The 21,781-nt window shown below is 73.1% G+C and carries 20 protein-coding genes; 12 read left to right on the plus strand and 8 right to left on the minus strand.

The features are described 5' to 3' along the window. Positions 1–32 precede the first annotated feature (32 nt). Both ACZ60E_RS31150 and ACZ60E_RS31155 read right to left on the minus strand, forming a co-directional pair. Complete coding sequence (locus ACZ60E_RS31150) at positions 33–959, minus strand: SCO6745 family protein (protein ID WP_469444964.1); 927 nt, start codon at positions 957–959, stop codon at positions 33–35. A gap of 35 nt (positions 960–994) precedes the next feature. Then, the gene (locus ACZ60E_RS31155; RefSeq protein WP_469444755.1) at positions 995–1,576 is read right to left on the minus strand and encodes a YbhB/YbcL family Raf kinase inhibitor-like protein; all 582 of its coding nucleotides are present in this window, start codon (positions 1,574–1,576) and stop codon (positions 995–997) included. Between the two features lie 88 nt (positions 1,577–1,664). Here ACZ60E_RS31155 and ACZ60E_RS31160 point away from each other — a divergent pair, with 88 nt between their 5' ends. Beyond that, on the plus strand, positions 1,665–2,378 hold the full coding sequence (locus tag ACZ60E_RS31160) for a GntR family transcriptional regulator (protein ID WP_469444756.1): 714 nt from the start codon (positions 1,665–1,667) through the stop codon (positions 2,376–2,378). A gap of 52 nt (positions 2,379–2,430) precedes the next feature. Here ACZ60E_RS31160 and ACZ60E_RS31165 read toward each other — a convergent pair whose 3' ends face one another. From ACZ60E_RS31165 to ACZ60E_RS31180, 4 genes are all read right to left on the minus strand, one after another. Then, positions 2,431–3,348 carry an SMP-30/gluconolactonase/LRE family protein gene (locus ACZ60E_RS31165; protein ID WP_469444757.1) on the minus strand — a complete coding sequence of 306 codons (918 nt, stop codon included), beginning with the start codon at positions 3,346–3,348 and terminating at the stop codon, positions 2,431–2,433. After that, positions 3,345–4,118, minus strand: a complete 774-nt coding sequence (locus ACZ60E_RS31170) for an IclR family transcriptional regulator (protein WP_210882884.1) — start codon at positions 4,116–4,118, stop codon at positions 3,345–3,347. The genes ACZ60E_RS31165 and ACZ60E_RS31170 overlap by 4 nt, the downstream gene beginning before the upstream one ends. A 203-nt stretch (positions 4,119–4,321) precedes the next feature. Next, entirely contained in the window at positions 4,322–5,563 is a 1,242-nt protein-coding gene (locus tag ACZ60E_RS31175; RefSeq protein ID WP_384808649.1) for a PucR-like N-terminal domain-containing protein, read from the minus strand. Positions 5,564–5,565: 2 nt separating this feature from the next. Beyond that, positions 5,566–5,718: a hypothetical protein gene (locus ACZ60E_RS31180; protein ID WP_384808647.1), complete on the minus strand. Its 153-nt coding sequence runs from the start codon at positions 5,716–5,718 to the stop codon at positions 5,566–5,568. Between the two features lie 319 nt (positions 5,719–6,037). Here ACZ60E_RS31180 and pgfA point away from each other — a divergent pair, with 319 nt between their 5' ends. From pgfA to ACZ60E_RS31230, 10 genes are all read left to right on the plus strand, one after another. Then, positions 6,038–7,015, plus strand: coding sequence for a cell envelope lipid trafficking protein PgfA (gene pgfA / locus ACZ60E_RS31185; protein WP_469444761.1), 978 nt, complete (start codon positions 6,038–6,040; stop codon positions 7,013–7,015). Positions 7,016–7,399: 384 nt separating this feature from the next. After that, the gene (locus ACZ60E_RS31190) at positions 7,400–8,551 is read left to right on the plus strand and encodes a glycosyltransferase family 4 protein (RefSeq protein ID WP_210882878.1); all 1,152 of its coding nucleotides are present in this window, start codon (positions 7,400–7,402) and stop codon (positions 8,549–8,551) included. After that, a complete protein-coding gene (locus ACZ60E_RS31195) occupies positions 8,548–9,405 on the plus strand; it encodes a class I SAM-dependent methyltransferase (RefSeq protein ID WP_469444763.1) in 858 nt (285 codons plus the stop codon). Before ACZ60E_RS31190 ends, ACZ60E_RS31195 begins: the two co-directional genes overlap by 4 nt. Then, the gene (locus ACZ60E_RS31200; protein WP_469444966.1) at positions 9,402–13,910 is read left to right on the plus strand and encodes an alpha-(1->3)-arabinofuranosyltransferase; all 4,509 of its coding nucleotides are present in this window, start codon (positions 9,402–9,404) and stop codon (positions 13,908–13,910) included. The genes ACZ60E_RS31195 and ACZ60E_RS31200 overlap by 4 nt, the downstream gene beginning before the upstream one ends. Next, entirely contained in the window at positions 13,907–15,247 is a 1,341-nt protein-coding gene (locus ACZ60E_RS31205) for a condensation protein (protein ID WP_469444764.1), read from the plus strand. The genes ACZ60E_RS31200 and ACZ60E_RS31205 overlap by 4 nt, the downstream gene beginning before the upstream one ends. Next, positions 15,244–16,011, plus strand: a complete 768-nt coding sequence (locus ACZ60E_RS31210; protein WP_469444766.1) for a class I SAM-dependent methyltransferase — start codon at positions 15,244–15,246, stop codon at positions 16,009–16,011. Before ACZ60E_RS31205 ends, ACZ60E_RS31210 begins: the two co-directional genes overlap by 4 nt. A 3-nt stretch (positions 16,012–16,014) precedes the next feature. After that, on the plus strand, positions 16,015–17,043 hold the full coding sequence (locus ACZ60E_RS31215; RefSeq protein WP_469444767.1) for a hypothetical protein: 1,029 nt from the start codon (positions 16,015–16,017) through the stop codon (positions 17,041–17,043). Then, on the plus strand, positions 16,934–17,230 hold the full coding sequence (locus ACZ60E_RS31220; RefSeq protein WP_384808635.1) for a Trm112 family protein: 297 nt from the start codon (positions 16,934–16,936) through the stop codon (positions 17,228–17,230). Before ACZ60E_RS31215 ends, ACZ60E_RS31220 begins: the two co-directional genes overlap by 110 nt. After that, a complete protein-coding gene (locus ACZ60E_RS31225; RefSeq protein ID WP_453795490.1) occupies positions 17,227–18,075 on the plus strand; it encodes an FkbM family methyltransferase in 849 nt (282 codons plus the stop codon). The genes ACZ60E_RS31220 and ACZ60E_RS31225 overlap by 4 nt, the downstream gene beginning before the upstream one ends. After that, positions 18,044–18,685 (plus strand): hypothetical protein, encoded by a 642-nt coding sequence (locus ACZ60E_RS31230; protein WP_469444770.1) that lies wholly within the window; start codon positions 18,044–18,046, stop codon positions 18,683–18,685. Before ACZ60E_RS31225 ends, ACZ60E_RS31230 begins: the two co-directional genes overlap by 32 nt. Here ACZ60E_RS31230 and ACZ60E_RS31235 read toward each other — a convergent pair. Further along, positions 18,666–19,538: an ATP-grasp domain-containing protein gene (locus ACZ60E_RS31235; protein ID WP_469444968.1), complete on the minus strand. Its 873-nt coding sequence runs from the start codon at positions 19,536–19,538 to the stop codon at positions 18,666–18,668. The two genes, ACZ60E_RS31230 and ACZ60E_RS31235, sit on opposite strands and share 20 nt — an antisense overlap. A gap of 179 nt (positions 19,539–19,717) precedes the next feature. On the opposite strand from ACZ60E_RS31235, the gene ACZ60E_RS31240 reads away from it, so the two are divergent. Beyond that, positions 19,718–20,803, plus strand: coding sequence for a MerR family transcriptional regulator (locus ACZ60E_RS31240; RefSeq protein WP_469444969.1), 1,086 nt, complete (start codon positions 19,718–19,720; stop codon positions 20,801–20,803). A gap of 168 nt (positions 20,804–20,971) precedes the next feature. Here the strand turns inward: ACZ60E_RS31240 and ACZ60E_RS31245 are convergent, their stop codons facing one another. After that, entirely contained in the window at positions 20,972–21,646 is a 675-nt protein-coding gene (locus ACZ60E_RS31245; protein WP_469444972.1) for a Type 1 glutamine amidotransferase-like domain-containing protein, read from the minus strand. Positions 21,647–21,781: the final 135 nt, after the last annotated feature.

Genomic DNA, 21,781 nt, shown 5'->3' on the forward strand with positions numbered 1-21,781 from the left:
TGGACACCTGTGAGCGACCGGCGGTCGGGGGCTCAAGCGGGACGAAGGCCCTGGAACGTCCCCGCCGCGGTGAAGGCGTCGGTGATCGGCGCGATGAGTGCGGCTAGGCGGCGGGCGCCCGCACCGCCGATCGGCGCCCAGAGTGCGGCGCAGTGTTCGTCCGTCTCCGCCTCGATCCGCTCGCGGGCCGCGCTGCCGGTGTCGGTGAGGGTGGCGGTGTCGGTGGCGGTGGCGGTGGCGGTGGTGCCGATGAGCGTGAGGCCGGTGTCCGTGGCATCGGCTTTCGCGGTGTCGGGTTGCGTGGTCCCGGAGTTGAGCCAGCCGCGTGCCGTCAGGCGTGCCGTCGCCGCGGCCCACTCCTCGTCGTCCCACTGGCGGGTCGTCCGCGCGAGAGCTGTCGGGAGGCCGCCCGTCGCCGTGTGCAGCACCAGGCAGTCGCACGGCCCGATGCCGTTGTCCGCGAGCACGACGAGGTGTGCGTCGCCGCGCCACTCGCGTACCACCGTGATCTGCTGCCACAGCGCGACCAGCGGATCCGGCGGCAGCGCGACCGACGCGTTCGCGGCGGCCAGCGCCTTGCCCGCGTAGTCGGCGCCGGCCACGACCGGGTCGATCAGCGCTCGCGCCTCGGAGAGTTGACCGTCCGTCATATGTACGCCCACCCGACGCATCGCCCGCCCGACGCCCCGGAAGCGGGCGGCCTGCCACCGCTCGGGCGGCGCCGCGTCCCACACGCCGTCCATGGCCCGGACCGCCCGGGGGCTGAAGTTGTAGAAGGCCGCGAGCGTGACCTGCCACGGAACCGCGCCCATCGCGGCCGACCGGAACGCCAGGTACGCCGGTCCGCGGTCGGTCACGCCCAACTCGGCCGCCTCCTGGGCTCCTTCGGGGGCGAGGTAGGTGAACAGATGGGCCGCACTGACGGCGTGACCGACTTCTCGGACGGCTTCGAGGTCCATCACCGTCGCCTCTCCTGCGAGGTGGGTCGGCGCCATCAGTCGGAGGTCCCGGCAGGGGCTTCCGCAGCGGCTTCCGCAGGGGTTTCCGCGGGGGTCTCGGCGGTGGCGGTCAGGACCGCGCGGCCGAGGATGTGGCCGGCCATGGTGAAGCCGAGGACGGCCGGGGTGGCGTCGGCCGGGACGCCGATGGCGGCGGTGTCGAGGGCGTGCACCACGACGAAGTAGCGGTGCGGACCGTGCCCGGCGGGCGGGGCGGCGCCGATGTAACGGGCCGCGCGGGCGTCGTTGGGCAGTTGGTACGCGCCCTCGGGCAGGCCCGAGCCCGTGTCGTCACCGGCGCCCTCGGGCAGTTCGGTGACCGTGGCGGGGAGGTCGGCGACCGCCCAGTGCCAGAACCCGGAGCCGGTGGGGGCGTCGGGGTCGTACACGGTGACGGCGTAGCTCCTGGTGCCGTCCGGGGCGCCGCTCCAGGACAGCTGCGGCGACATGTCCTTGCCGCCGGGCAGGCCGGAGGCGTGCTGCTCGGGCGGCCAGGCGGCTCCGTCGGTGACGGTCGTGCTGGTGACGGTGAAGGAGGGGACCTCGGGGAGGCGGGCGAAGGGGTCGTTGGTGGTCACGTGCTGGTCCTTTCGGGGATGCGGAGCGCTACACAATCGACAGTAACACCAATAATCGATTATTTGGCACATCATCTATGCTGAGGCCATGACTGACACGTCGCCCCGGCCCCCGGCCCCCGCCGGGAAGCAGATGCTCTCCGAGCAGGTCCACGCACACCTGCGGGACGCGATCATGCGCGGGGACTTCGCCCCGGGGGACGCCCTCAAGCCGCAGGATCTGGCGAAGCAGGAGGGCGTGAGCCTGGCCGTCACGCGCGAGGCGCTGGTGCGGCTGGTCGGGGAGGGGTTCGCCGACCGGCTGCCCAATCGCGGGTTCACGGTCCCGTCGTTCTCGGACCGCCGCTGGCAGGAGATCGCGGAGGCGCGCAGGACCATCGAACCGGTCGTCCTGCGCATGTCCGTGGAGCGCGGCGACCTCGACTGGGAGGCGCGCGTGCGGGCGGCCCACCATCGGCTGGCCCGCACCCCGGCGTTCGCGCCGGAGGAGGGTGAGTACTACACCGCTGCCTGGGCCGAGGCCCACCGGGCCTTCCACCGCACGCTGCTGGAGGGGTGCGGCAACCCCGCGCTGCTGGAGACCTTCGACCGCCTGTGGACCGCGAGCGAGCTGGCCCGGCGCTGGTCGGCGCACCGCAATCCGGGCCGGGACGCCACGAAGGAGCACCGCAGGCTGGAGGAGGCGGCGCTGGCCCGCGACGCCGACACCGCGGCGGCGGTCCTGGTCGAGCACCTCACCATGACGGCCGCCGCGCTGACCGACGGAACCGACGGGACCGACGCTTCAGGGCAGGGGAGCTGAGCCCCGCCCGGAGTCCGGGCGGGGTGAGCCGACAGCCATCAACTGCCGACCGTCAGCCGGCGAAGGCCGGTTGGGGCAGGCCCTGTCCCGCGCCCGGGACGACGAGCACCGAGCCCGCGAGCGGGTGCGGTGCCTCCAGGCCCGTACGGGCTGTCGTGATGTACAGGTCGGTCAGGTCGGCGCCGCCGAACGCGCAGGCCGTGGGGCGCGGTACGGGGAGTTCGACGACGTGGTCCAGCTCACCGGACGGGGTGTAGCGGCGGATGGCGCCGCCGTCCCACAGGGCGACCCAGACACAGCCGTCGGCGTCGACGGTGAGCCCGTCGGGGAAGCCGTCCCCCTCTTCGATGACCGCCAACCGGCGCCTGTTGCTCACCTGTTGACCGTCCACGTCGAAGACGTCGATCCGTCGTGTCGGCGAGTCGATGTAGTACATGAGGCGGCCGTCGGGACTCCAGCCCGTGCCGTTGCTCACCGCCACGTCGTCGAGGACGGTCTCGGCGGAGCCGTCCGGGGCGACCCGGGTGAGCGTGCCGCCGCCCGGCGCCTCGTCGTAGCGCATGGTGCCCGCCCACAGGGAACCGTCGGGGGCGACCGCCGCGTCGTTGGCCCGGCGGCCGGGGACGACCTCTCGGCGCAGCCAGCGGAATTCCTGCGGGTCACCGGCAGGGTCGCCGGCGGGGCTGCCGCCGGGAGCCGCGACGGAGTCCGGGCCGTACAGGCCGATCCCGTCGCGGAGGTTGACGACCAGGCCGCCGCCTACCCGCGGCTTGGCTGCGCCCACGTGCTGCTCGGTGGCGAGTACCGTGCGCCGGCCGGAGACCGGGTCGTACGTGAACACCCGGGACCCGAGGATGTCGATCCAGATCAGCCGCTGGGCGTCCGCGTCCCAGGTGGGGCCTTCCCCGAGGGCCGCCTCCGCCCGGACGGCCACCTCGTACGCGTGCGTCCCCGACGGCCGGCGCGTCATCCGACGCTCCGGTGTCCGAGCCGCTCCGACAGCTCGGCCGCGCCCTTGGCGGCGAGCCCTTCCAGCTCGACCTTGCGGTCCTCGCTCCACCGGATCATCGGCACGGAGATCGACAGCGCCGCCACGACCTGGCCCGTGCGGTCGCGCACCGGCGCGGCGATGCAGCTGACGTCGGGGTTCGACTCCCGGCTCTCCACCGCGATGCCGCGGGCGCGGATCTCGACGAGGGCCTCGCGCAGGGCGCCCGGTTCGGTGATGCTGTTCGGCGTCATCCGGATCAGGTCGGCGTCGTCGGGAATCCGCGAGGTCAGCTCCGGCTCGGACAGCGAGGCGAGCAGCATCTTGCCCACGGAGGTGCAGTGCGCGGGGAGGCGGCGGCCGGCGGCGGACACCATGCGCACGGCGTGCGTGGAGTCGACCTTGGCGATGTAGATGACGTCCGTGCCCTCCAGGATCGCCACGTGGACGGTCTCGTCGCAGGTCTCCGCGACGGACCGGGCGACCTGCTGGCCCTCGGCGGCGAGGTCCAGCTGCTCGGAGTAGCGGCTGCCGAGCTGGTACGGCCGTACGCCGAGCCGGTAGCGTCCGGGCTGCCCCGGTACGGGCGTGATGTACGAACGTGCGGCGAGTGTCGTCACCAGTTCGTGGACGGTGGTGCGCGGCAACTGCAGCCTGCGCACGATGTCGGGGGCGGAGAGTGTGCCGTCCCCGTCGAGGAAGAGCTCAAGTATGTCGAGAGCCCTGGTTACGGCAGGTACGAGGCGTCCCACAACTGGCCCCCTCCCTTATGTTCGAAATTTCAACAGCCGATCGGCATAGCGAACACAGGCTACTCACACGGGTTGGGCGGGGCAATGGGCGCGCGCGACCGGGGGGTGCGCCGGACCCTCTTTCTGAAGGCCCACGGGTGGGCTCCGGAGGCCCACGGGTGGACTGCCGTAAACGGGTGGGTGGGCGGGAAAGAGAGGCTGGTTCAGCGGCGGGCGCGGGGGTCGCCCAGTTCGCCCCGGAGGCGCTGTGCCCGGAGCACCAGTTCCAGCTCGAAGCGCCGGTCGGGGTCGTCGACCTCGTCCCCCCACAGCTCCCTGATCTGCCGAAGGCGATACCGTACGGTCTGCGGATGGACCCCCAGGCGCGCGGCCACCTCGGGAGCCCCGCCCCGCGTCTCCAGCCAGGCCAGCATCGTCTCGGCGAGCCGCCGCCCGTGCGTGGGACCGCAGTGGGCGAGCGGCTCCAGACAGCGCAGCGCCAGGTCGTCGATCAGCTCCTCCGGTTGCAGCAGGACCAGCGCCTCGGTGTGCTCGGTGCAGTACAGCACCTCTCCCGCGGGCAGCAGTCCCCGCTCCATCAGCCGTACCGCCGCCTCCGCCCAGCGCAGCGACTTCGCCGCGTCGCGCAGCGGCACGGGCGGGCCGATCGCGCCGGCCCAGCCGGTCAGCGCCCGGTGCAGCAGTTCGGGGCGCCCGGCGGCGTCGGGCTCGGGCACGACCATGCGGGGCTGCTCGTACTCCATGTCCAGCAGCACGCCCTGGCTCACGGCGGGGGCGACGGCCTCCCGGGCGGGCCGCAGCAGTACACCGACCGCGACCTTGCCGGGCAGCGGCCAGCCGATCCGCGCGGCCCGTTCGGTGAGCGCCTCGGCCGGGTCACCACGGTGGTGCTCGGCGAGGAGCAGTTCCATCAGCCGGCGCTGCAGCCTCAGGCGTTCACCGGCCTGCCGGGCGGCGGCCTCGGCGTAACCGCGTACGGACTGGTCGACCAGCCCGTCCAGGTACTCGTATCCGGCGTCGACCAGCTCGTACATCGCGGGCGGCGGGATCTCCACGCGCGTGCCGATCTCGGCGAACCGGCGCCAGGCGAGCCGTACCCCGAGCCGGTAGATCGCCTGGAGCGAGTCGAGGCTGCGGCCGTTGATGCCCTCGCCGCGGCCGAACTCCTGGAACACCTCGGGGTGGACGCGCGGCCGGCCCTCGGCGGTCTCCAGATGCTGGACGAACACCTCGATGGCCCGGCGGATGCCGACCAGCGCCATCGGTTCGCCCGAGTCGTCGAGCACCACGGGCAGATGCGGATACTCGTGCTGTATCTCCTGGAGGATCTGCTCGGCGAGCGCGGGCGCCTCGGCCATCGCGAGCGCGGCGAACTGCCGCACCTGCAGGCGCGGTACGTCGTGCCAGGCCGAGCGCACGGGGACGGGTGCCGGGCGGAGGGCCATGGTCAGCGCTCCCGGCCGGCCGTCTCATAGGTGATGAGTGGCGTGTTCGGCTGCTCCGGGGTCGCGTCGAGCAGCGCCACGAGGCCGAGGGCGGCGCCCACGGCGAGCACGGCGGCGGCCGTCACGGTCAGCAGGACGGCGGGCAGTCTGGACATCGCGGGTCAGCCTCTCTGTCGAAAGGTCACCCCCACCTGAGCGCTCCGCTGGGAGCGCCGTCCTGGATCCGCGGGCCGATGGTGGCCGGCCGCGCAGTTCCCCGCGCCCCTGGCGGGGCGCGGCACATCTCCCTCGCCACCGGGCCCACCTCGTCCCGGCCGACGAGTCCCCGGTGCCGGCAAGTCCTCAGTGTCATCAACGCATTGACACTTCGTCAAGGGTGCGCCTACGGTTCCCGGCCCATACCGCACCTGCACCCTCCCCCACCGTGCCGGCACCTGTCCGTGCCGCGTCACCAAGAGACCTTGGAGTGCCCGGATGCGCCGTACTGCCACACCCTTTTCCCTGGTCGTACTGGGTCTGGGCGTCTTCCTGCTCGTCCTGGCCCCCCTGCTCGCCCGGTACGTCGAACCACGCGCCCAGCGCACTCCCATCGACACCGACCAGACGACCGTCTTCACCGGCACGGGCAGTTATTTCGACACCGACGAGATCGAGACCGTCCGCGACAAGAAGATCACCATCACCCGGCAGGTCCGCGGGGACGTCACCGAGAGCGAGAAGAGCGGCCGGGCGGTCTGGGACGTGTCCACGTCCGTCGACACGAACAAGTCGCTGCCGGCGGCCGACCCGCACGACTCGCTCCAGTGGACCATGGAGCGCTGGGTCACCGACCGGAAGACGAACAAGCCGGTCCACTGCTGCGAGGAGAAGCCGTACTTCGAGGGCGAGGCCTACCTCAAGTTCCCCTTCGACGTGCAGAAACGCTCGTACATCTGGTGGGACAACACCCTCGGCTCGACCGTCACGCTGAAGTACCGGGGTGAGAAGCGGATCCAGGGGTACAAGGGTCTGCGGTTCACCGGGACCGTACCCGCCACCAAGACCGGCACCCGGCTCGTGCCGGGCACCCTCGTGGGCGTGGAGGACGCGGGCCAGGTGCTCGCCGAGGAGTGGTACTCCAACCACGGCGTCGAGCTGGTCGCCGACCAGCGCACGGGCCGGATCATCTACGCGGCGATCGGCCCACGCAAGACGCTCCGGGCGCCGGGGACGAAGAAGGACGCCGTCGTCCTGCTCGACAGCAAGCGGATCGCGTTCACCCCCGAGACCCAGAAGCAGCAAGTGGATCTCGCCGACACGGACAGCGGTCTGCTGCGCATGGTGGGGCAGACGGTGCCGTTGGGGGCGGGAATTGTCGGCTTCCTCCTGGCTGCGGTCGGTGCCGTTTTGGTGGCACGAGGGCGTCCGCATCCCGATACGCCCGAGAGCTCCCAGGAACCGCTCACAATGTGATGAGACGTCAGCTCCACAAAGCCCCGAAATTGTCACTTCGGTGAGTAGCCGCAGCGAACCAGCGGGCGAAAACTGTCCACCCCACCCGCACACGGTCCCTCCGCACCCCGGCACAGCAGGCCCCGCCCACCCCCACGGAACACACCCCACAGAAGTCCCGCAGAAACCCCCACAGAGACCCCACCGAAGCACCGGCAGAACGGTTTCACCGATCGGTTCCACCCCTCCATACGGATAGCCACCGCGGGACATTCAGGGTTCCCGCACCGAACGGACCGACCGCACCGCCACACGCACCTTCACACGCACCTTCACACGCACCGGAACGCACCAACCCCCCACGCCCCACGCTGGTTCCGCACCCCGAGACGAGTTGGAGCACCCATGCCCCAGCACGTGCCTTCGTCGTTGCGCGCCGCCTTCCCCCGCTCCGCGCAGCGACACCCGGCGCTCCCCCCACAGCCGCGCCGAATCGTTTTCCTCGCCCGCCGTGACTACGGCAACGAAGCAGCGGGCGGCTCCGAACTCCTCGTCGACAGACTCGCCGAGGGCCTGACCCACCTGGGCCACCAGGTCACCCTGCTGTGCGGCGGCCCCGCCGCGTATCGCGACTACCGCGTCGTGTCGGCGGGCGGCGACCTCGGCCACTATCTGCGCGCCAGATCGGCGTTCCAGCGTCAGGTCGGCGACTGCGACCTGCTCGTGGAGGTCTGCAACGGCATGCCGTACCTGGCGCCGCTGTGGCACCGCGGACCGACCCTGTGCCTGGTCAACCACGTGCACACCGACCTGTGGCGGATGCGGTTCGGCGGACCGCTGGCCCCCGCCGCCCGGCTCGGCCGAAGACTCGAACACTGGGCACTGGCGGGCGGGCAGCGCGGCGGCCTGCTGGTCGCCGTCTCCCCGTCGACGGCCCACGCGCTGCGCGCCATCGGCGTCGAGCGCGAACGCATCCGGGTCGTGCACAACGGTGTGGAGGAGCCGGGCGCACCGGCCGAACGCTCACCGGAACCGCTGTTCCTGGCCGTGGGACGGCTCGTCGAGTACAAACGCATCGAACTGCTGCTGCGCCTGTGGGAACGGGTCCGCCCGGTCACCGGCGGCCGGCTGGTGATCGTCGGCGACGGCCCCGAACGGCAGCGGCTCCAGCAACTGGCCGGTCCCGGAGTGGAGTTCACCGGTCATGTCTCCGAGGCCGAGAAGCACCGCCTGCTCTGCGCCGCATGGCTGCTGCTGCACCCCTCCGCCGTGGAGGGCTGGGGTCTGGTGGTCACGGAGGCGGCGGCCCGCGAGACACCCGCGATCGCCTTCGACGTACCCGGCCTGCGCGACTCGATCGTGGACGGCGAGACGGGCCTGCTGGCCCGCGGCGAGTCCTCGTTCGCGGCGGCCTGGTGCACCCTCGCCCTGTCCACCCACCGTCGCACCCTCATGGGCAAGGCGGCCGGTGACCGCGCCGCCCAGTACCGCTGGCACCGCACGGTCCGCCAGTTCAGAGCCGTGGCGACGGAGGCGGTGAGGGGCTGGACACCATGACCCCCTGGCGGCGGAACTCCGGGCGGCAGGCTCCCCGGCCGAAGACCCCTCGATGGAAGACATCCCGGCTGAGGACTTCCCGGCTGAGGACTTCTCGGCGCAAGGGCGCGAGACCGGGGCCCGGTACGGGTCTGCGGGACCCTTCCCTGCGCCGCTCCCTGGCCCTCTTCCGTGCCTTCCGCCACGAGCAGGAGGACCCCGAGGGCTGCTACACGCTGCTCGCCCGGGACGCCGCCGACCAGGTGGAGGCGTACGACGGTCCGGTGAAGGGCCGGATCGTCGTGGACGTGGGCGGCGGGGGCGGCTATTTCACCGAGGAGTTCCGCAGGCGGGGCGCGCACGGCCACCTCTTCGAGCCGGACCCGCGCGAACTCGGTCCGAAGCCCCCCGAGGGATCGGTCGTCGCCGACGGCTATCTGCTGCCCCTCGCGGACGGTGTGGCCGACGTCTGCTTCTCCTCCAACGTCCTTGAGCACGTCGCCGACCCGCAGACCTTCCTCAGCGAGATGGTCCGCGTCACCCGGCCCGGCGGGCTGATCTACGTGTCGTTCACCAACTGGCTGTCCCCCTGGGGCGGTCACGAGTGGGCGCCCTGGCACTACCTGGGCGCCGACCGGGCCCGCGCCCGCTACCGGCGCCGTACGGGCAGGGCCGCCAAGCACACCCTCGGCGAGAACCTCTTCGCCGTGCACATCGGACCCACCCTGCGGCAGGTGCGCGCCCGGGACGACGTCACGGTCGTCTCGGCGCGCTCCCGCTACTGGCCGTTCCTCGCCCAGGCCGTCGCCAGAGCGCCGGGACTGCGTGAATTCGCCACCTGGAACCTCCTCCTCATCCTCCGGCGGTGTCCATGACCAGCACGGTCCAGGCCCCTCCCCCGGCGGCGACCCGCCCCCTCGCCCCGGACCCAGGCCCCGAGCAGGGGCCCCGGTCGCGGCGGTGGCTGCTGGGGTTCTGGGCCGTGGTCCTCGTGCTGTTCCTGGCCGTGGACCCGGGCCGGCAGACCTTCGACACCAAGCTCGGGGTCGCGCTCGACCCCGGGCAGTTCCTGGCGGACCTCGGCCAGCTGTGGCACGACCGGGGCGGCTTCGGCGGTATCGCGGACCAGTACGTCGGCTACGCCTTCCCGATGCTGCCCTACTACTGGCTGACCGACCTGATCAGCATGCCGGTGTGGCTGGCCGAACGGCTGTGGATGTCGCTCGTCGTGGCGGTCGCCTTCTGGGGCGCGCTGCGGCTCGCGGAGCGCCTGGACATCGGCAGTTCCGCCTCCCGGCTCCTCGGCGCGGTGGTGTACGCGCTGTGGCCGGTGTTCACCATCGTCGTCGGCTCGACCTCGGCCGCCGCCCTGCCCGGCGCGTTCCTGCCGTGGGTGCTGCTGCCGCTGACGAACGACCGCCACAGCGCCCGGGTGGCCGCCCTGCGCTCGGCACTCGTCATCCCCTTCATGGGCGGGGTCAACGCGGCCTCCACCCTGGCCTCCCTGCTGCCCGTCGGCCTCTACCTCCTGTCCCGCCCGCGCGGTCCACGGCAGCGCAAGCTGATCGCCTGGTGGGTGCCGGGCGTGCTCCTGGCGACGGCCTGGTGGGTCGTCCCGCTGCTGGTGCTGGGCATCTACGGCGAGAACTTCCTCCCGTACGTGGAGAGTTCGCAGACCACGACGGACACCATGGCGGCGACGGAGTCGCTGCGCGGCGCCGGCAACTGGGTCGCCTATCTGCACTTCAACGAGGCCTGGCTGCCCGCGGGCTGGACCGTGACCGCCTCGGTGGTCGCCGTCGTCTCCTCGGCGCTCGCGGCCGGCCTCGGCCTCGCCGGACTGGCCCGGCGTGACATCCCCGAGCGGCGCTGGCTGGTGCTGACCGTGATGACGGCCGCGCTCATCACCCTGGCCGGGTACGGCGGTTCGTTCGGCGCGCCCTTCCACGGTGTGGTCCAGGGCTGGCTGGACGGCGGGCTCGCCCCCTTCCGCAACATCTACAAGTTCCAGACGGGGCTCGCCCTCGCGCTGGCCCTCGGGCTGGCCCACCTGGTCGGGGTCGCCGCGCGGGCCCAGGGCGCCCGGCCGATCCGGGGACGCCGGTACGCGCCCCTGATCGCCGCGGTCCTCGTCCTCCCCGGGCTCGCCTGGCCCTACCTCAACGGGTCGATCCTGCAGCCCGGTTCGTTCCAGGAGCTGCCCAAGTACTGGAAGTCCACGGCGAGCTGGCTGGAGAAGTACTCGCCGGACTCCCGCGCCCTCGTCGTGCCCGCCACCGCGCACGGCATCTTCACCTGGGGCTCCACCATCGACCAGCCCCTCGACGTGCTCGCCGACTCCCGCTGGGCCCAGCGGGACTACGTGCCGTTCGGCACCGCGGGCAACCGGCGCGCGATGGACGCCGTCGAGCAGTCCCTGCAGACCGGCGGCCAGGTCCCGGGCCTGGCGGACTATCTGGGCCGGGCGGGCGTCCACTACGTCGTCGTACGCAACGACCTCGACCCCGACCAGCTGGGCTATGTGCCGACCACGACCGTGAAGCGGACGCTGGAACAGTCGGGCTACCGGCGTCTGACCGGCTTCGGGCCGCTGATGACGGGCGGGCGCATCGCGGAGAACACGCCCATCCAGATAGAGGGGCTGTATCCGCGGCAGCGGGCCGTCGAGATCTACGAGCCGGCCGCCGACGTGCCCCGTCCTGGCCAGGCCGGGCTGAAGGCCGTCGCCGACACCGCCGTCGTGTCCGGCGGGCCCGAGGCGCTGCTGCCGCTGGCCGCGGACCCGGCGATGCGGGACCGGGCGACCGTCCTGACCGGCGACAACCATCCCGGTCTCGGCTCCCCCGACCTCCAGGTGGTGGGCGACGGGCTGCGGCGCGCCGACACCCGCTTCGGCCTGGTCGGCGCCAACACCTCGTACACGTACACCCGTACCGAACGCAATCACTCCGGCAGCTACCAGGACGCCGGGGACGAGCCGCACCAGATCCTGCCGTCGGACGGGATCCGGCACCAGACGGTGGCCGAGCTGCGCGGGGCGCGCTCGGTGACCGCGTCGTCGAGCGGCAACTGGCTGTACTACCTGCCGCAGTACGACCCGGTGAACGCCTTCGACGGCAACCCCGACACGGCGTGGGCCGAGGGCGCGGTGGGTTCGGCGGACGGGCAGTGGCTGCGGATCGGCTTCACCGAGGAGACGGAGGTCCCGGCGTCGATCCGGGTCACCCCGCTGCCGCAGGAGAGTGTCCGCTCGGCGCCGACCCGGGTGCGTGTGGAGACGGAACGCGGCTCGGAGACGAGCACACTGCGGGCCGACGGCTCGCGTCAGCGCATCAAGTCACCGGAGGGGCCTTCGAGTTGGCTGAAGGTCACCGTCGTCGAGTCGACCGCCCGGCACTCCGGGCTCTCCGGCGCGGGCTTCTCCGAGATCAGCGTCCCCGACGTCCAGGTGACCCGCATGCTGCGGCTCCCGAGGGACGCCGAGAACGCCGAAGCGGCGGCCGAGACGGTCTCCCTGCACCGGGCCTCCGACCCCGGCAGCTTCTCCCCGACGGGCACGGAGGTCGGGCTGCACCGCCGCTGGACCTCGGACGCGGCCGGTACGTACGCGGTGAAGGCGAGCGCGATCCCCGTACCCGGTGACGCGCTCGACGCGCTGCTGTACGACGTGGCGCCCGAGCAGAACGACCGGATCACCGCGACGGCCGGTTCGACGGCCCGGCTCGGCACCGGCCTGTCGCCGCGCAACCTCACCGACGGCGATCTGACCACCGCGTGGATCGCCGGGGACGACCCGACCATCCGGCTGAGCTGGCCGGACAAGCAGCCGGTGGGCGAGGTCGTCCTCGCCCCGGCCGGCGGACTGTCCACCCGGCCCACCGAGGTGAACATCAGCTCCCCGGACGGCGCGGTCGTCGCCGGGGTCGACGAGAACGGCATCGTCCGCTTCGACCCGATCACCACGGACCGGCTCGACATCACCGTCACCGAGACGGCCCCGCTGACCGTCCACAACCCCCTCGCCGACGAGGACATGCAGCTTCCGGTCGGCCTGACCGAGGCGTACATCCCCGCCCTGGACGACCGCTACCGCACCCCGAAGACCCTCTCCTCCCGCCCCTTCGAGCTGCCCTGCGGTAAGGGCCCGACGCTCGCCGTCGACGACGAGCTGTACGAGACGAGCGCCAAGGGAACGGTCGGTGACCTCGTGGCGCGCCGGCCGGTCGAGCTGACGCTCTGCCAGGAAGGGCGCACGGACGCGGACTTGTCGCTCGGTTCGGGCGCGCACCGGGTCGAGGCGGGCGACGCGGGCCCGCTGGCCGTCACCGATGTCACGCTGACCCGCGGCACGGTCACCACCCCGACTGCGCAGAGCCGTGAACTGGGCATACGGGACTGGCTCGGCGACCGCCGCGAGGTCACCGTCGGCTCGGGCGCGGCCTCCTACCTGACGACGTACGAGAACTTCAACGACGGCTGGAAGGCCACGCTGAACGGCCGCGAACTCGACCCGGTACGCCTCGACGGCTGGCAGCAGGGCTGGCGCGTCCCGGCGGGCGAGGGCGGCACGGTGAAGCTCTCGTACGAGCCGTCCACGGTGTACGAGGCCGGGCTGATCGGCGGCGGTGTCGGGGTCCTCGTCCTGGCGGGCCTCGTACTGTTCCGGCGGCGCTCGCCCAATCCGGACGGGCCCTCGCCGGTGCCGCCGCCCGGCCCGATCCTGGGCACGGTCGCGCTGACCCTGGTGGGGATCGTGATCGCCGGGTTCCTCGCGCTGCTGGTGCCCGTCCTGGCGCTGCTCGCCCGGCGACGGCACGAGCTGCTCGTCCCCCTCGCGTTCCTCGCGCTCGCGGGGGCCGGGATCGCCGCCGCGACGGGAGCCGGGGAGCCGGTCGCCGAGGGCGCCGGGGCGTTCGGGCGCACCGCCCAACTGCTGGCACTGATCGGCCTGTTCGCCGGTCTGGTGACGGTCGGCGAGGCGTCGTACGGCGGGCGGGGCGGCCCGGGCGGCGCCCGGGGCTCCGGCCGGTCCGGCACGAGCGCGCTGCCGCCTCCGCTCCCGGGGTCCGAGGCCCCGACGGCGCCGCTGCCGCAGCGGACGCGAGGGGAGCACGCGGGCCCCGGGACGGACCCCGGGCCCGGCGCACCCGCGCAGCACGGCGTTCCCGGCGCACCGGGTGCACCACGTACTCCGGGTACTCCGGGAGCACCAGGCACTCCGGGGTCACCGCCGCCGCCCTTCGTGCCGACGGAGCCGCCCCGGCTCGCCTCCGGTCCGACGGTCTCGGCGCGCGGGCCGGGGTCACCGCGGACGGCGGGGCCCGCCGGCCGCCGGAGTTCCGGGAGCCGCGGGCGTCCCGGCGAAGGGGAGGGCACATGACCGCCGTGGAGCAGCCCGCACGGGACGGCACGAACGGCCCCCCGCGACCACCCGCCCGCATCCCGTTCCCCGTGGTGGACGAGGTCGCCCGGCACTGCCTCCAGGAGGAGGAACCGGAGACCGTCCACATCGAGGTCCATCTGCCGGGCCGCCTCGACCCGGACCGCCTGCGCAGGGCGTTCGCCGGGGCCCTGCACCGCCACCCCCGCATCCTGATGCGCGAGGCGGCCCGCCCCTGGTACGGCAGGCGGTACGAGTGGGAGCTGACCTCCGAGGCCGATGTGGAGGCCGTCCTGTTCCCGGCGCCCGACCGGGACGCGCTGAAGCACGCCCGGGGCCGGGCGCTGCGCGACGCCCCGCCGCTCTCGGCCGCCCCGCCGATCCGGCTGGAGGTCGTCCGGGACCCCGCGGCCGACGGCACGGTCCTGTTCCTCACCATCAACCACACCGCTCTGGACGGTCCGGCCTGTCTGCGGGTCCTGGCGACCGCGGCGGAGCTGTACGGCGGCCGGGACAACTCCCCGGCGGCGCCCCCGACCCGCACGACCGCCGAGGTTCCGCGCGACCCGGACACCCCCTCCACCTGGGCACCGCCCGCCCGGGTGGCACACGGCACCCCGGAGCCTCCCCAGCACCACGGCAACGGCATGCTCGTCACCGAGCTGGGCGTCCCGCGGCGGCCCAAGGGCTCCCCGTACACCGTGAACGACCAGCTGATGGCCGCCACCGCCCTGATGATCGCGCACTGGAACCGGGAGCACGGGGCCCGTCCGCGTCCGCTGCGCATCACGATGCCGGTGGACGACCGCCCGCGCGGCACGGACATGCCCATCGGCAACGGCACCCGGCTCGTCGAGGTCCCCTTCGCCCCCGAGGAGCTGGACGCCTCGGACATGGCCGCGCTGCTGCGCCGCACGGCGGACCGCACCCGCGCCCTCAAGGCCCAGCCCCGCCCCCAACTGGGCCACGGCGCCTCCCTGTTGACGGCTCCGGTGATGCCCGTCGCCTGGCGGGCCGCGGTCACCAGAGGGCTGCGCAGGGCCGCCGGGCCCTGGACGTCGACCACCCTGCTGAGCAATATCGGCCGGGTTCCGTACGCCCTGGACTTCGGGGAGGAGGCCGGGCGGGCGCACGCCGTCTGGTTCTCGGCGCCCGCCCGGATGCCCCGCGGGCTCACGGTGACGACGGCCGCCACGGCGGGCCGTCTGCACGTGGCGCTCCGCTGGTCGCGCGCCCTGCTGAGCCACGGCGACGGCAGCCACCTCCGCGACCTCTTCGAGCACTACCTGCACGCGACGGAACGCCATCCACCCGACGCCGCGGAGGGCACCCCATGACCACGGCCCCGCCCCGCAGGCCACCGCACGAGCCGCACGGGTCCCACGGACCGCACGGCCTGCGGGACTTCTACGAGGACCCGGCCGTCCCGGTCGCCTCCGGCACGCCCCGCAGTCTGCGCCAGGCCCGGATGCTCGCGGACGCGCTCGGCCCGGCCACCTCCGGCGCACGCACGGTCCTGGACATCGGCTGCGGCGACGGCACCGCCGCCGCGACCGCCGCCCCGCTCCTCGCCGGTCACCGCATCGTCGGCGTCGACTGGTCCCAGGACGCCCTCAGACGCGCCCACGCCCGTCTCCCGTACGCGGTACGCGGCGAACTCAGCGACGGCGGGCTGCCGTTCGGATCCGCCACCGCCGACGCCGTCCTGTTCAGCGAGGTCGTGGAACACCTCGTCGACCCGGACGCGGCGCTCGACGAGCTCCACCGGATCCTCCGCCCCGGAGGTCATCTCATGCTCTCCACACCCAACTTGGCCGCCTGGTACAACCGGGCCCTGCTCCTCGCCGGCGTGCAGCCCGTCTTCTCGGAGGTGAGCCTGCGCGCGATCCACGGCCGCCCCGGCAAGGAGGTGGTGGGCCATCTGCGGCTCTACACGGCCCGCGCGCTGCGGGAGTTCGTGACCGCGTCGGGCTTCGAGGTCGTACGGCTGCGGGGTGCGCCCTTCCACGGCGTACCGCGGCCGTTGCGCCCGCTGGACCGGCTGGCGTGCCGTGTCCCGTCGATGGCCTCCATCCTTCTCCTGCACGCGCGAAGGACGTAGACCATGTGGTGGGGAGTGGCCGCGGCCCTGCTGGCGAACGTGCTCTACAGCGCGGGATTCGTACTGGAGAAACGGGCGCTCGCGGCACTGCCCGAGGTGAGCGTCCGCCGCCCCGCCCGGCTGCTGCGGCTGGTCCTCGGCAGCCGGCTGTGGATCGGCGGCTCACTCGCCCTCGCGTCGGGCTTCGGCGCGCAGCTCGTCGTCTACCGCACCCTGCCGATCGCCGCCGCGCAGGGCATCTTCGTCTCCGGGCTCGTCATCCTCGTCCTGCTCTCCTCGGTGCTGCTCGGCGAGGAGACGTCGGGCCGCGAACGGTACGCGCTCGGGGCGATCCTGCTCGCGCTCCTGATGGTGGTGCTGTCCCTGAAGGAGGGCTCCGACACGGTCAGCGTCAGCGCCCCCGCTCCGCTGATCCTGCTGGTCTGCGTCCCCACGCTCGCGCTCGGCGTCTGGCTGTACGGGTCCGCCGAGCGCCGCGCCCGCCACCGGCACCGCATGCCGACGACAGGCGTCGAGTACGGCGTCGCGGTGGGCCTGCTGTACGGGGTCAGTTCGCTGGCCATCAAGGGCGTGTCGAGCCACCTCACCGGCAGTGGGCTCGGCGGCGCGGTGCTCGGGCTGCTGCGCTCCCCGTACCCGTATCTCCTGCTGTTCACCGGGGCGTTCGGCCTGGTCATGTCGCAGGCGGCGCTGCAGCGCTGCCGGGCCTCGCTGATCGTGCCGGTCTGCACGACGGTGACCTGTCTGTTCACGGCCGTCCTCGGCACGGTCGCGTTCGGCGAGGCGCTGCCCGAGGACCCGCTGCGGCTGGCGCTGCGGATCGGCGGTACGGCGCTGGCGGTCTCCGTACTCCTCGCGATGCCCAAGCACGACCCACCGCCGACATCTCAGTCCTTATCCCCCACAAGGGAGTTGACCAGCCATGAACCCGGACGACCCGCTGCTGAAGATACTGGCGTGCCCGCTGGACAAGGGGCCGCTGCATCTCCTCGGGAGAGAGACGGGGGGCCCGGAGACCACCGAGGGCACTGAGGCCGCTCTCTACAATCCGCGGCTGCGCCGCCGCTATCCGATCGTGGACGGCATCCCGCAGCTCCTGCCGTCCTCCGGCGAGCAGGTGACGGACGACGAGCACGAGGATCTGCTGCTGCGGATCACCGGGGGCGGCGACCTCGGCTCCCGCGGCGGGCCCCGGAAGCCGGGGTCGATGACGCCATGACCCTGGCAGCCCGTCTCGCCCCCTTCGTGCCGGTGCGGCTGGTCGCCGCTGCCGCCCGCTCGGTCTATCCGCGCTTCGAACCCGAGCTGGCCCGGCTCGGCGACCTCTGCCCGTCCGGCTGCGGAACCGCCGTCGACGTGGGCGGCTGGTACGGCCCCTGGACCCGCCGGCTCTCGGGCCGGGCCCGCCGCGTGGTGACGGTCGAACCGGTCCCGCACCTGGCCCGGCTGATCACCGCCGCGACCCCCGGCAACGTCCAGGTCGTCCGCGCCGCCGCGAGCGACCGCTCCGGCACGGCCCGCCTGTGGCTGCCGCCCGGCGACCAGGGCGACCGAGGTGTCTCGTCCCTGGTCCGGCGGGACATCCACGCCCGCGCCCTGGACGTCCCCTGCCTCACCCTGGACAGCCTGAACCTCCACGACGTCGGCTTCATCAAGATCGACGTGGACGGCAGCGAACTGGCGGTGCTGCGCGGGGCGGGCACCCTCCTCACCCGTGACCGCCCGGCCCTGTTCATCGAGCTGGAGGCCCGCATCCAGCCCGTCGACACGGTCGTCTCCCACCTCTCCGAGCGGGGTTACGAGGGCTGGGTGCTGCCCGGCGACACCTGGCTGCCGCTGTCCTCCTTCGACCTGGAGGCCCACCAGGCGCGCGCCGCGCACGTGGTCTCCCAGGGCCTGCTGCGCCGGGTGCTGCCGTTCCGGGGCCCGGGATACGTCCGGTACGTGAACTCGGTGCTCTTCCTCCCCGACGGCCGCCACCCGGGCGGGCGGCACGAGGGGCACGTACGGCATGCGGGGCACGTGCGCGACGATGGGTCGCATGCCTTCCGCCAAGCCGGCTAGCGCCGGACCGTTCACCCCGCTCGACTTCCAGCTCGTGCTGCTGCGCCGCATGGCCGACCACAACGCGGACCTCGTGGAGGACGCCCGCCACACGCTGGGCGCCTCGGTCGCCGAGATGCGTGAGGCCAACCGGCGCTGGCAGGCGATGCGGCACGCGCCGCGCAGCCGGGGCGCGGTCGCCCGCTACCGCTCGATCCTGGGCGACCCCGAGTCGGTGACGCCCCGGCGGATCGGCGACCTGTCCTGCGAGGCGCTGCTGTGGCCGGTCCCCCTCTGGCCGGACCTGCGCTTCGAGGTGCTGGTGGCTCCGGGCGGGGTGGCCTGGAACGAGTGGCTGGTCCGCGCGCCGGGCGCCCCCTCGCCCGAGCTGCGGTCACTGGCCGACCTGACTCCGTGGTCGTGCACGGTCGACGAGGCCGCCCGCGCCTTCGCGCCGGCCCGCCCGCTGGAGGGGTCGGCGCCGACGCGCTGGGGGCTCGCCTTCACGGCACCGGACGGCACGGGTGACTCGGAGGGCTCGGGCAGCTCGGACAGTGTTCGGCGGGACTGCGTGGCCGAGTTCACGTACGGGCTGCTTCAGCGCGTGGCGGTCACCGAGCGGCGGCCTTGACGAGGGCCTGGGCGACGACCGGCACGGAGTCCTCGTGCAGGAAGAGGAAGAGATTGGGCTCGACGAGTTCCAGCTCCATGACGCGGGGCGCCCCGTCGTCGCCGTCCACCAGGTCCACCCGGGCGTAGAGCAGTTCGGGCGCACCGGGCACGGCGGCCAACGCCCGCTCGGCGACGGCGAGTTCGGCCGCGCTCGGCTCCCAGGTCCGCAGATTCGGGTGCGGGACCTTCTTGTCGTCGAAGGCGGTACCGGGTTCGAGGACGGCCCCCTTGCGGATGGCATGGAGAAACCGCCCGCCGAAGAACTGCAGGGCCCTCTCCCCCGCCGTGTCGATGCTCCGCACGTACGGCTGCACGATCGCCGTCAGCCCTTCGGCGTGCATGCGCTCCAGGTGCCGTACGGCGGTCTCGTGGTCCTCGGGCGTGTAGCGGGCCGCGTACCGGGCTCCGGCCCCCGAGGTCGGCTTCACGACGTACTCGCGGTCGCCGGGCAGGTCGGCCGGGTCGCCCGGGGCGAGGTAGCGGGTGTCGACCACGGGCACACCGGCGGCGGCCAGGTCGCCCAGGTACCGCTTGTCGGCGTTCCACCGCACGACCTCCGGCGGGTTGGCCAGGGTCGTCGCGGCCCCGCAGCGGTCGGCCCACGCCAGGAACTCGGCGGCCCGCCAGCTGTAGTCCCAGGTGGAACGGATGAGCACGAGGTCGAAGCGGCCCCACTCGACGCCGGCGTCGTCCCAGCACACGACGGCGGGGTCCGCCCCCGCCTGCCGCACCGCGTCCGCGAGGACGGGCAGGTCACGGTCGTACCCGGCTTCCAGCACCTCCTGGCAGGTGACCAGGGCGATACGGGGAATGGTGCGTGCCACGGCGGGCTCCTTGGACGGTGTGTCGGCTCACTCCGGTCATACCGGTCGCAGGTTAACAACCGCGCTTGACCTTCCCCTTCGGGGAGACCACACCATCGGTGACGGAAGGGAGGAACACCATGAACAACGGCACGGGCACCGACATGAGCAACGGCATGGGCGACGGCATGAGCAGCGCCTCGATGACCATCGGGGCCTTCTCGAAGGTCTGCCGACTGTCACCGAAGGCACTGCGGCTGTACGACGAGCTGGACTTGCTGCGCCCCGCACGGGTGGACCCGGAGACGGGCTACCGCTACTACGCGCCGGAGCAGTTGGAGCAGGCGCGCCTGGTGGCCTGGCTCCGCCGGCTCGGCATGCCGCTGGCGGAGATCCGCAAGGTCGGCGTCCTCGAACCGGCTGCCGCCGCGCGGGAGATCCGGGCGTTCTGGTCCCGGGTCGAGGCGGAGACGGCGACGCGCCGCGACCTGGCGTCCTTCCTCGTGGCCCATCTGACGCCCCCGCACCCGAGCAAGGAGACCACCATGCCCACCACTCCCAGCAGGCTGGAACTGCGGTACGCCGCCCTGTCCGACACCGGCCGGGTCCGCGCCGCCAACCAGGACACGGCGTACGCGGGCACCCGCGTCCTGGCCGTCGCCGACGGCTTCGGATCCGGGGGCGCGCCCGCGAGCGGCGCCGCCGTGGAGGCCCTGAAGTTCCTCGACCGCGAACCGCTCAACGCCGGGAGCGTCCTCAACCTCCTGGAGGACGCGGTCCAGGGCGCCACGGAGGCGGTCCGGGAGGTGGCGGGCCCGACGGACCCGCAGACCGGCACGACCCTCACCGCGATGGTGTGGACGGGCTCCCAACTCGCCCTGGTCCACATCGGCGACTCCCGCGCCTATCTCCTGCGCGACGGCGAGCTCTTCCGGATCACCCACGACCACACGGTGGTCCAGTCGCTGCTCGACGAGGGCCGCCTGACTCCGGAGGAGGCCACCGCCCACCCTCAGCGCACGCTGCTCGCGAAGGCCCTGACGGGGGCCGGGGCACCACGCCCCGACATCCGCCTCCACGACGCCCGTCCCGGCGACCGCTACCTCCTGTGCTCGGACGGCCTGCCGACGGCAGTAGCGGAGAACACCATCAGGGAGACCCTCAGGACATCCCCCACCCCGGCGGAAGCCACCCAGTCCCTGATATCCGAGGCAAACACCTCCGGCGCCCCGGACAACGTGAGCTGCGTAGTAGCAGACGTGACAACCACGTAGGTGAGGGGCGCGTAGGTGAGGGGCGCGGGAAACGGCGCAGTCTTTCGTCTTCGGGGGCGCGGGGAACGGCGCAGTCTTGTGTCTTCAGGGGCGCGGGGAACTGCGCGACAAGCCCCCACCGGCCCGCACCCGCCGTACGTCCCGCACCCCCACCCCCTACCGCGCCCCCTACCCGACCCCCGGCAGCAGCCGCGGCTCAACCCGCTCCTCCACCGCTCCGTCCCCTTCCCGCGTCACGACGTACGCCCCCTTCCCGGAGACCTCCGCCACCGCCTCCACCAGCTCCGTCCCCCGGTACACCAGCCCTACCCCGTCATCCGTGCAGTGCGTGGTGGGCAGCGTGCCGTCCGCGACGAGGTCGTGGATCAGGGGGCGCCGCCCCGGCTCGGAGTCGTAGTGGACGCCGTTGCCGTACGGCAGGAAGCCCAACGAGTTGGTCACGGGCCGCAGTTCAGGACCGAACGAGTCCGTCGCGCCGCCCTGGAACCAGCAGATCGACCCCGCGCTGACTCCACTGAGGACGACCCCGGACCGCCAGGCCCTGCGCATGACGTCGTCGATGCCGTGCACCCGCCAGATCGCGAGAAGGTTGGCCACCGAGCCGCCCATCACCCAGATGACGTCCTGTTCCAGGACAGCGCCCTCGACGTCGTCGAAGTTGGGCCGCGGGAAGAGGTTGAGGGGAACGAGGTCGAATCCCGCGACCCGCGCGGCCTCGGCCATCCGCGCCGCGAAGTGTTCGGCGTCACCGATCGCCGTACCGACGTACATCACCCGGGGCCGGCGGCCGTGCGCGCCCGACAGGTCGACCGCGTGGTGCACCAGCGCGTCGAACTCCACCATGGTCCGGGCACCCCAGCCACGGTGGCCGCCGGACGTGGCGAGGATGGTGGGCTCCCGGCCGCCCGCGGGCGGGGACGCCTGAGGCGACGGGGACGGCTGGGACGAGGGAGGTGCGGAGGACACGGTCATAACACC

The sequence above is a fragment of the Streptomyces sp. NPDC102514 genome (genome assembly GCF_055584525.1).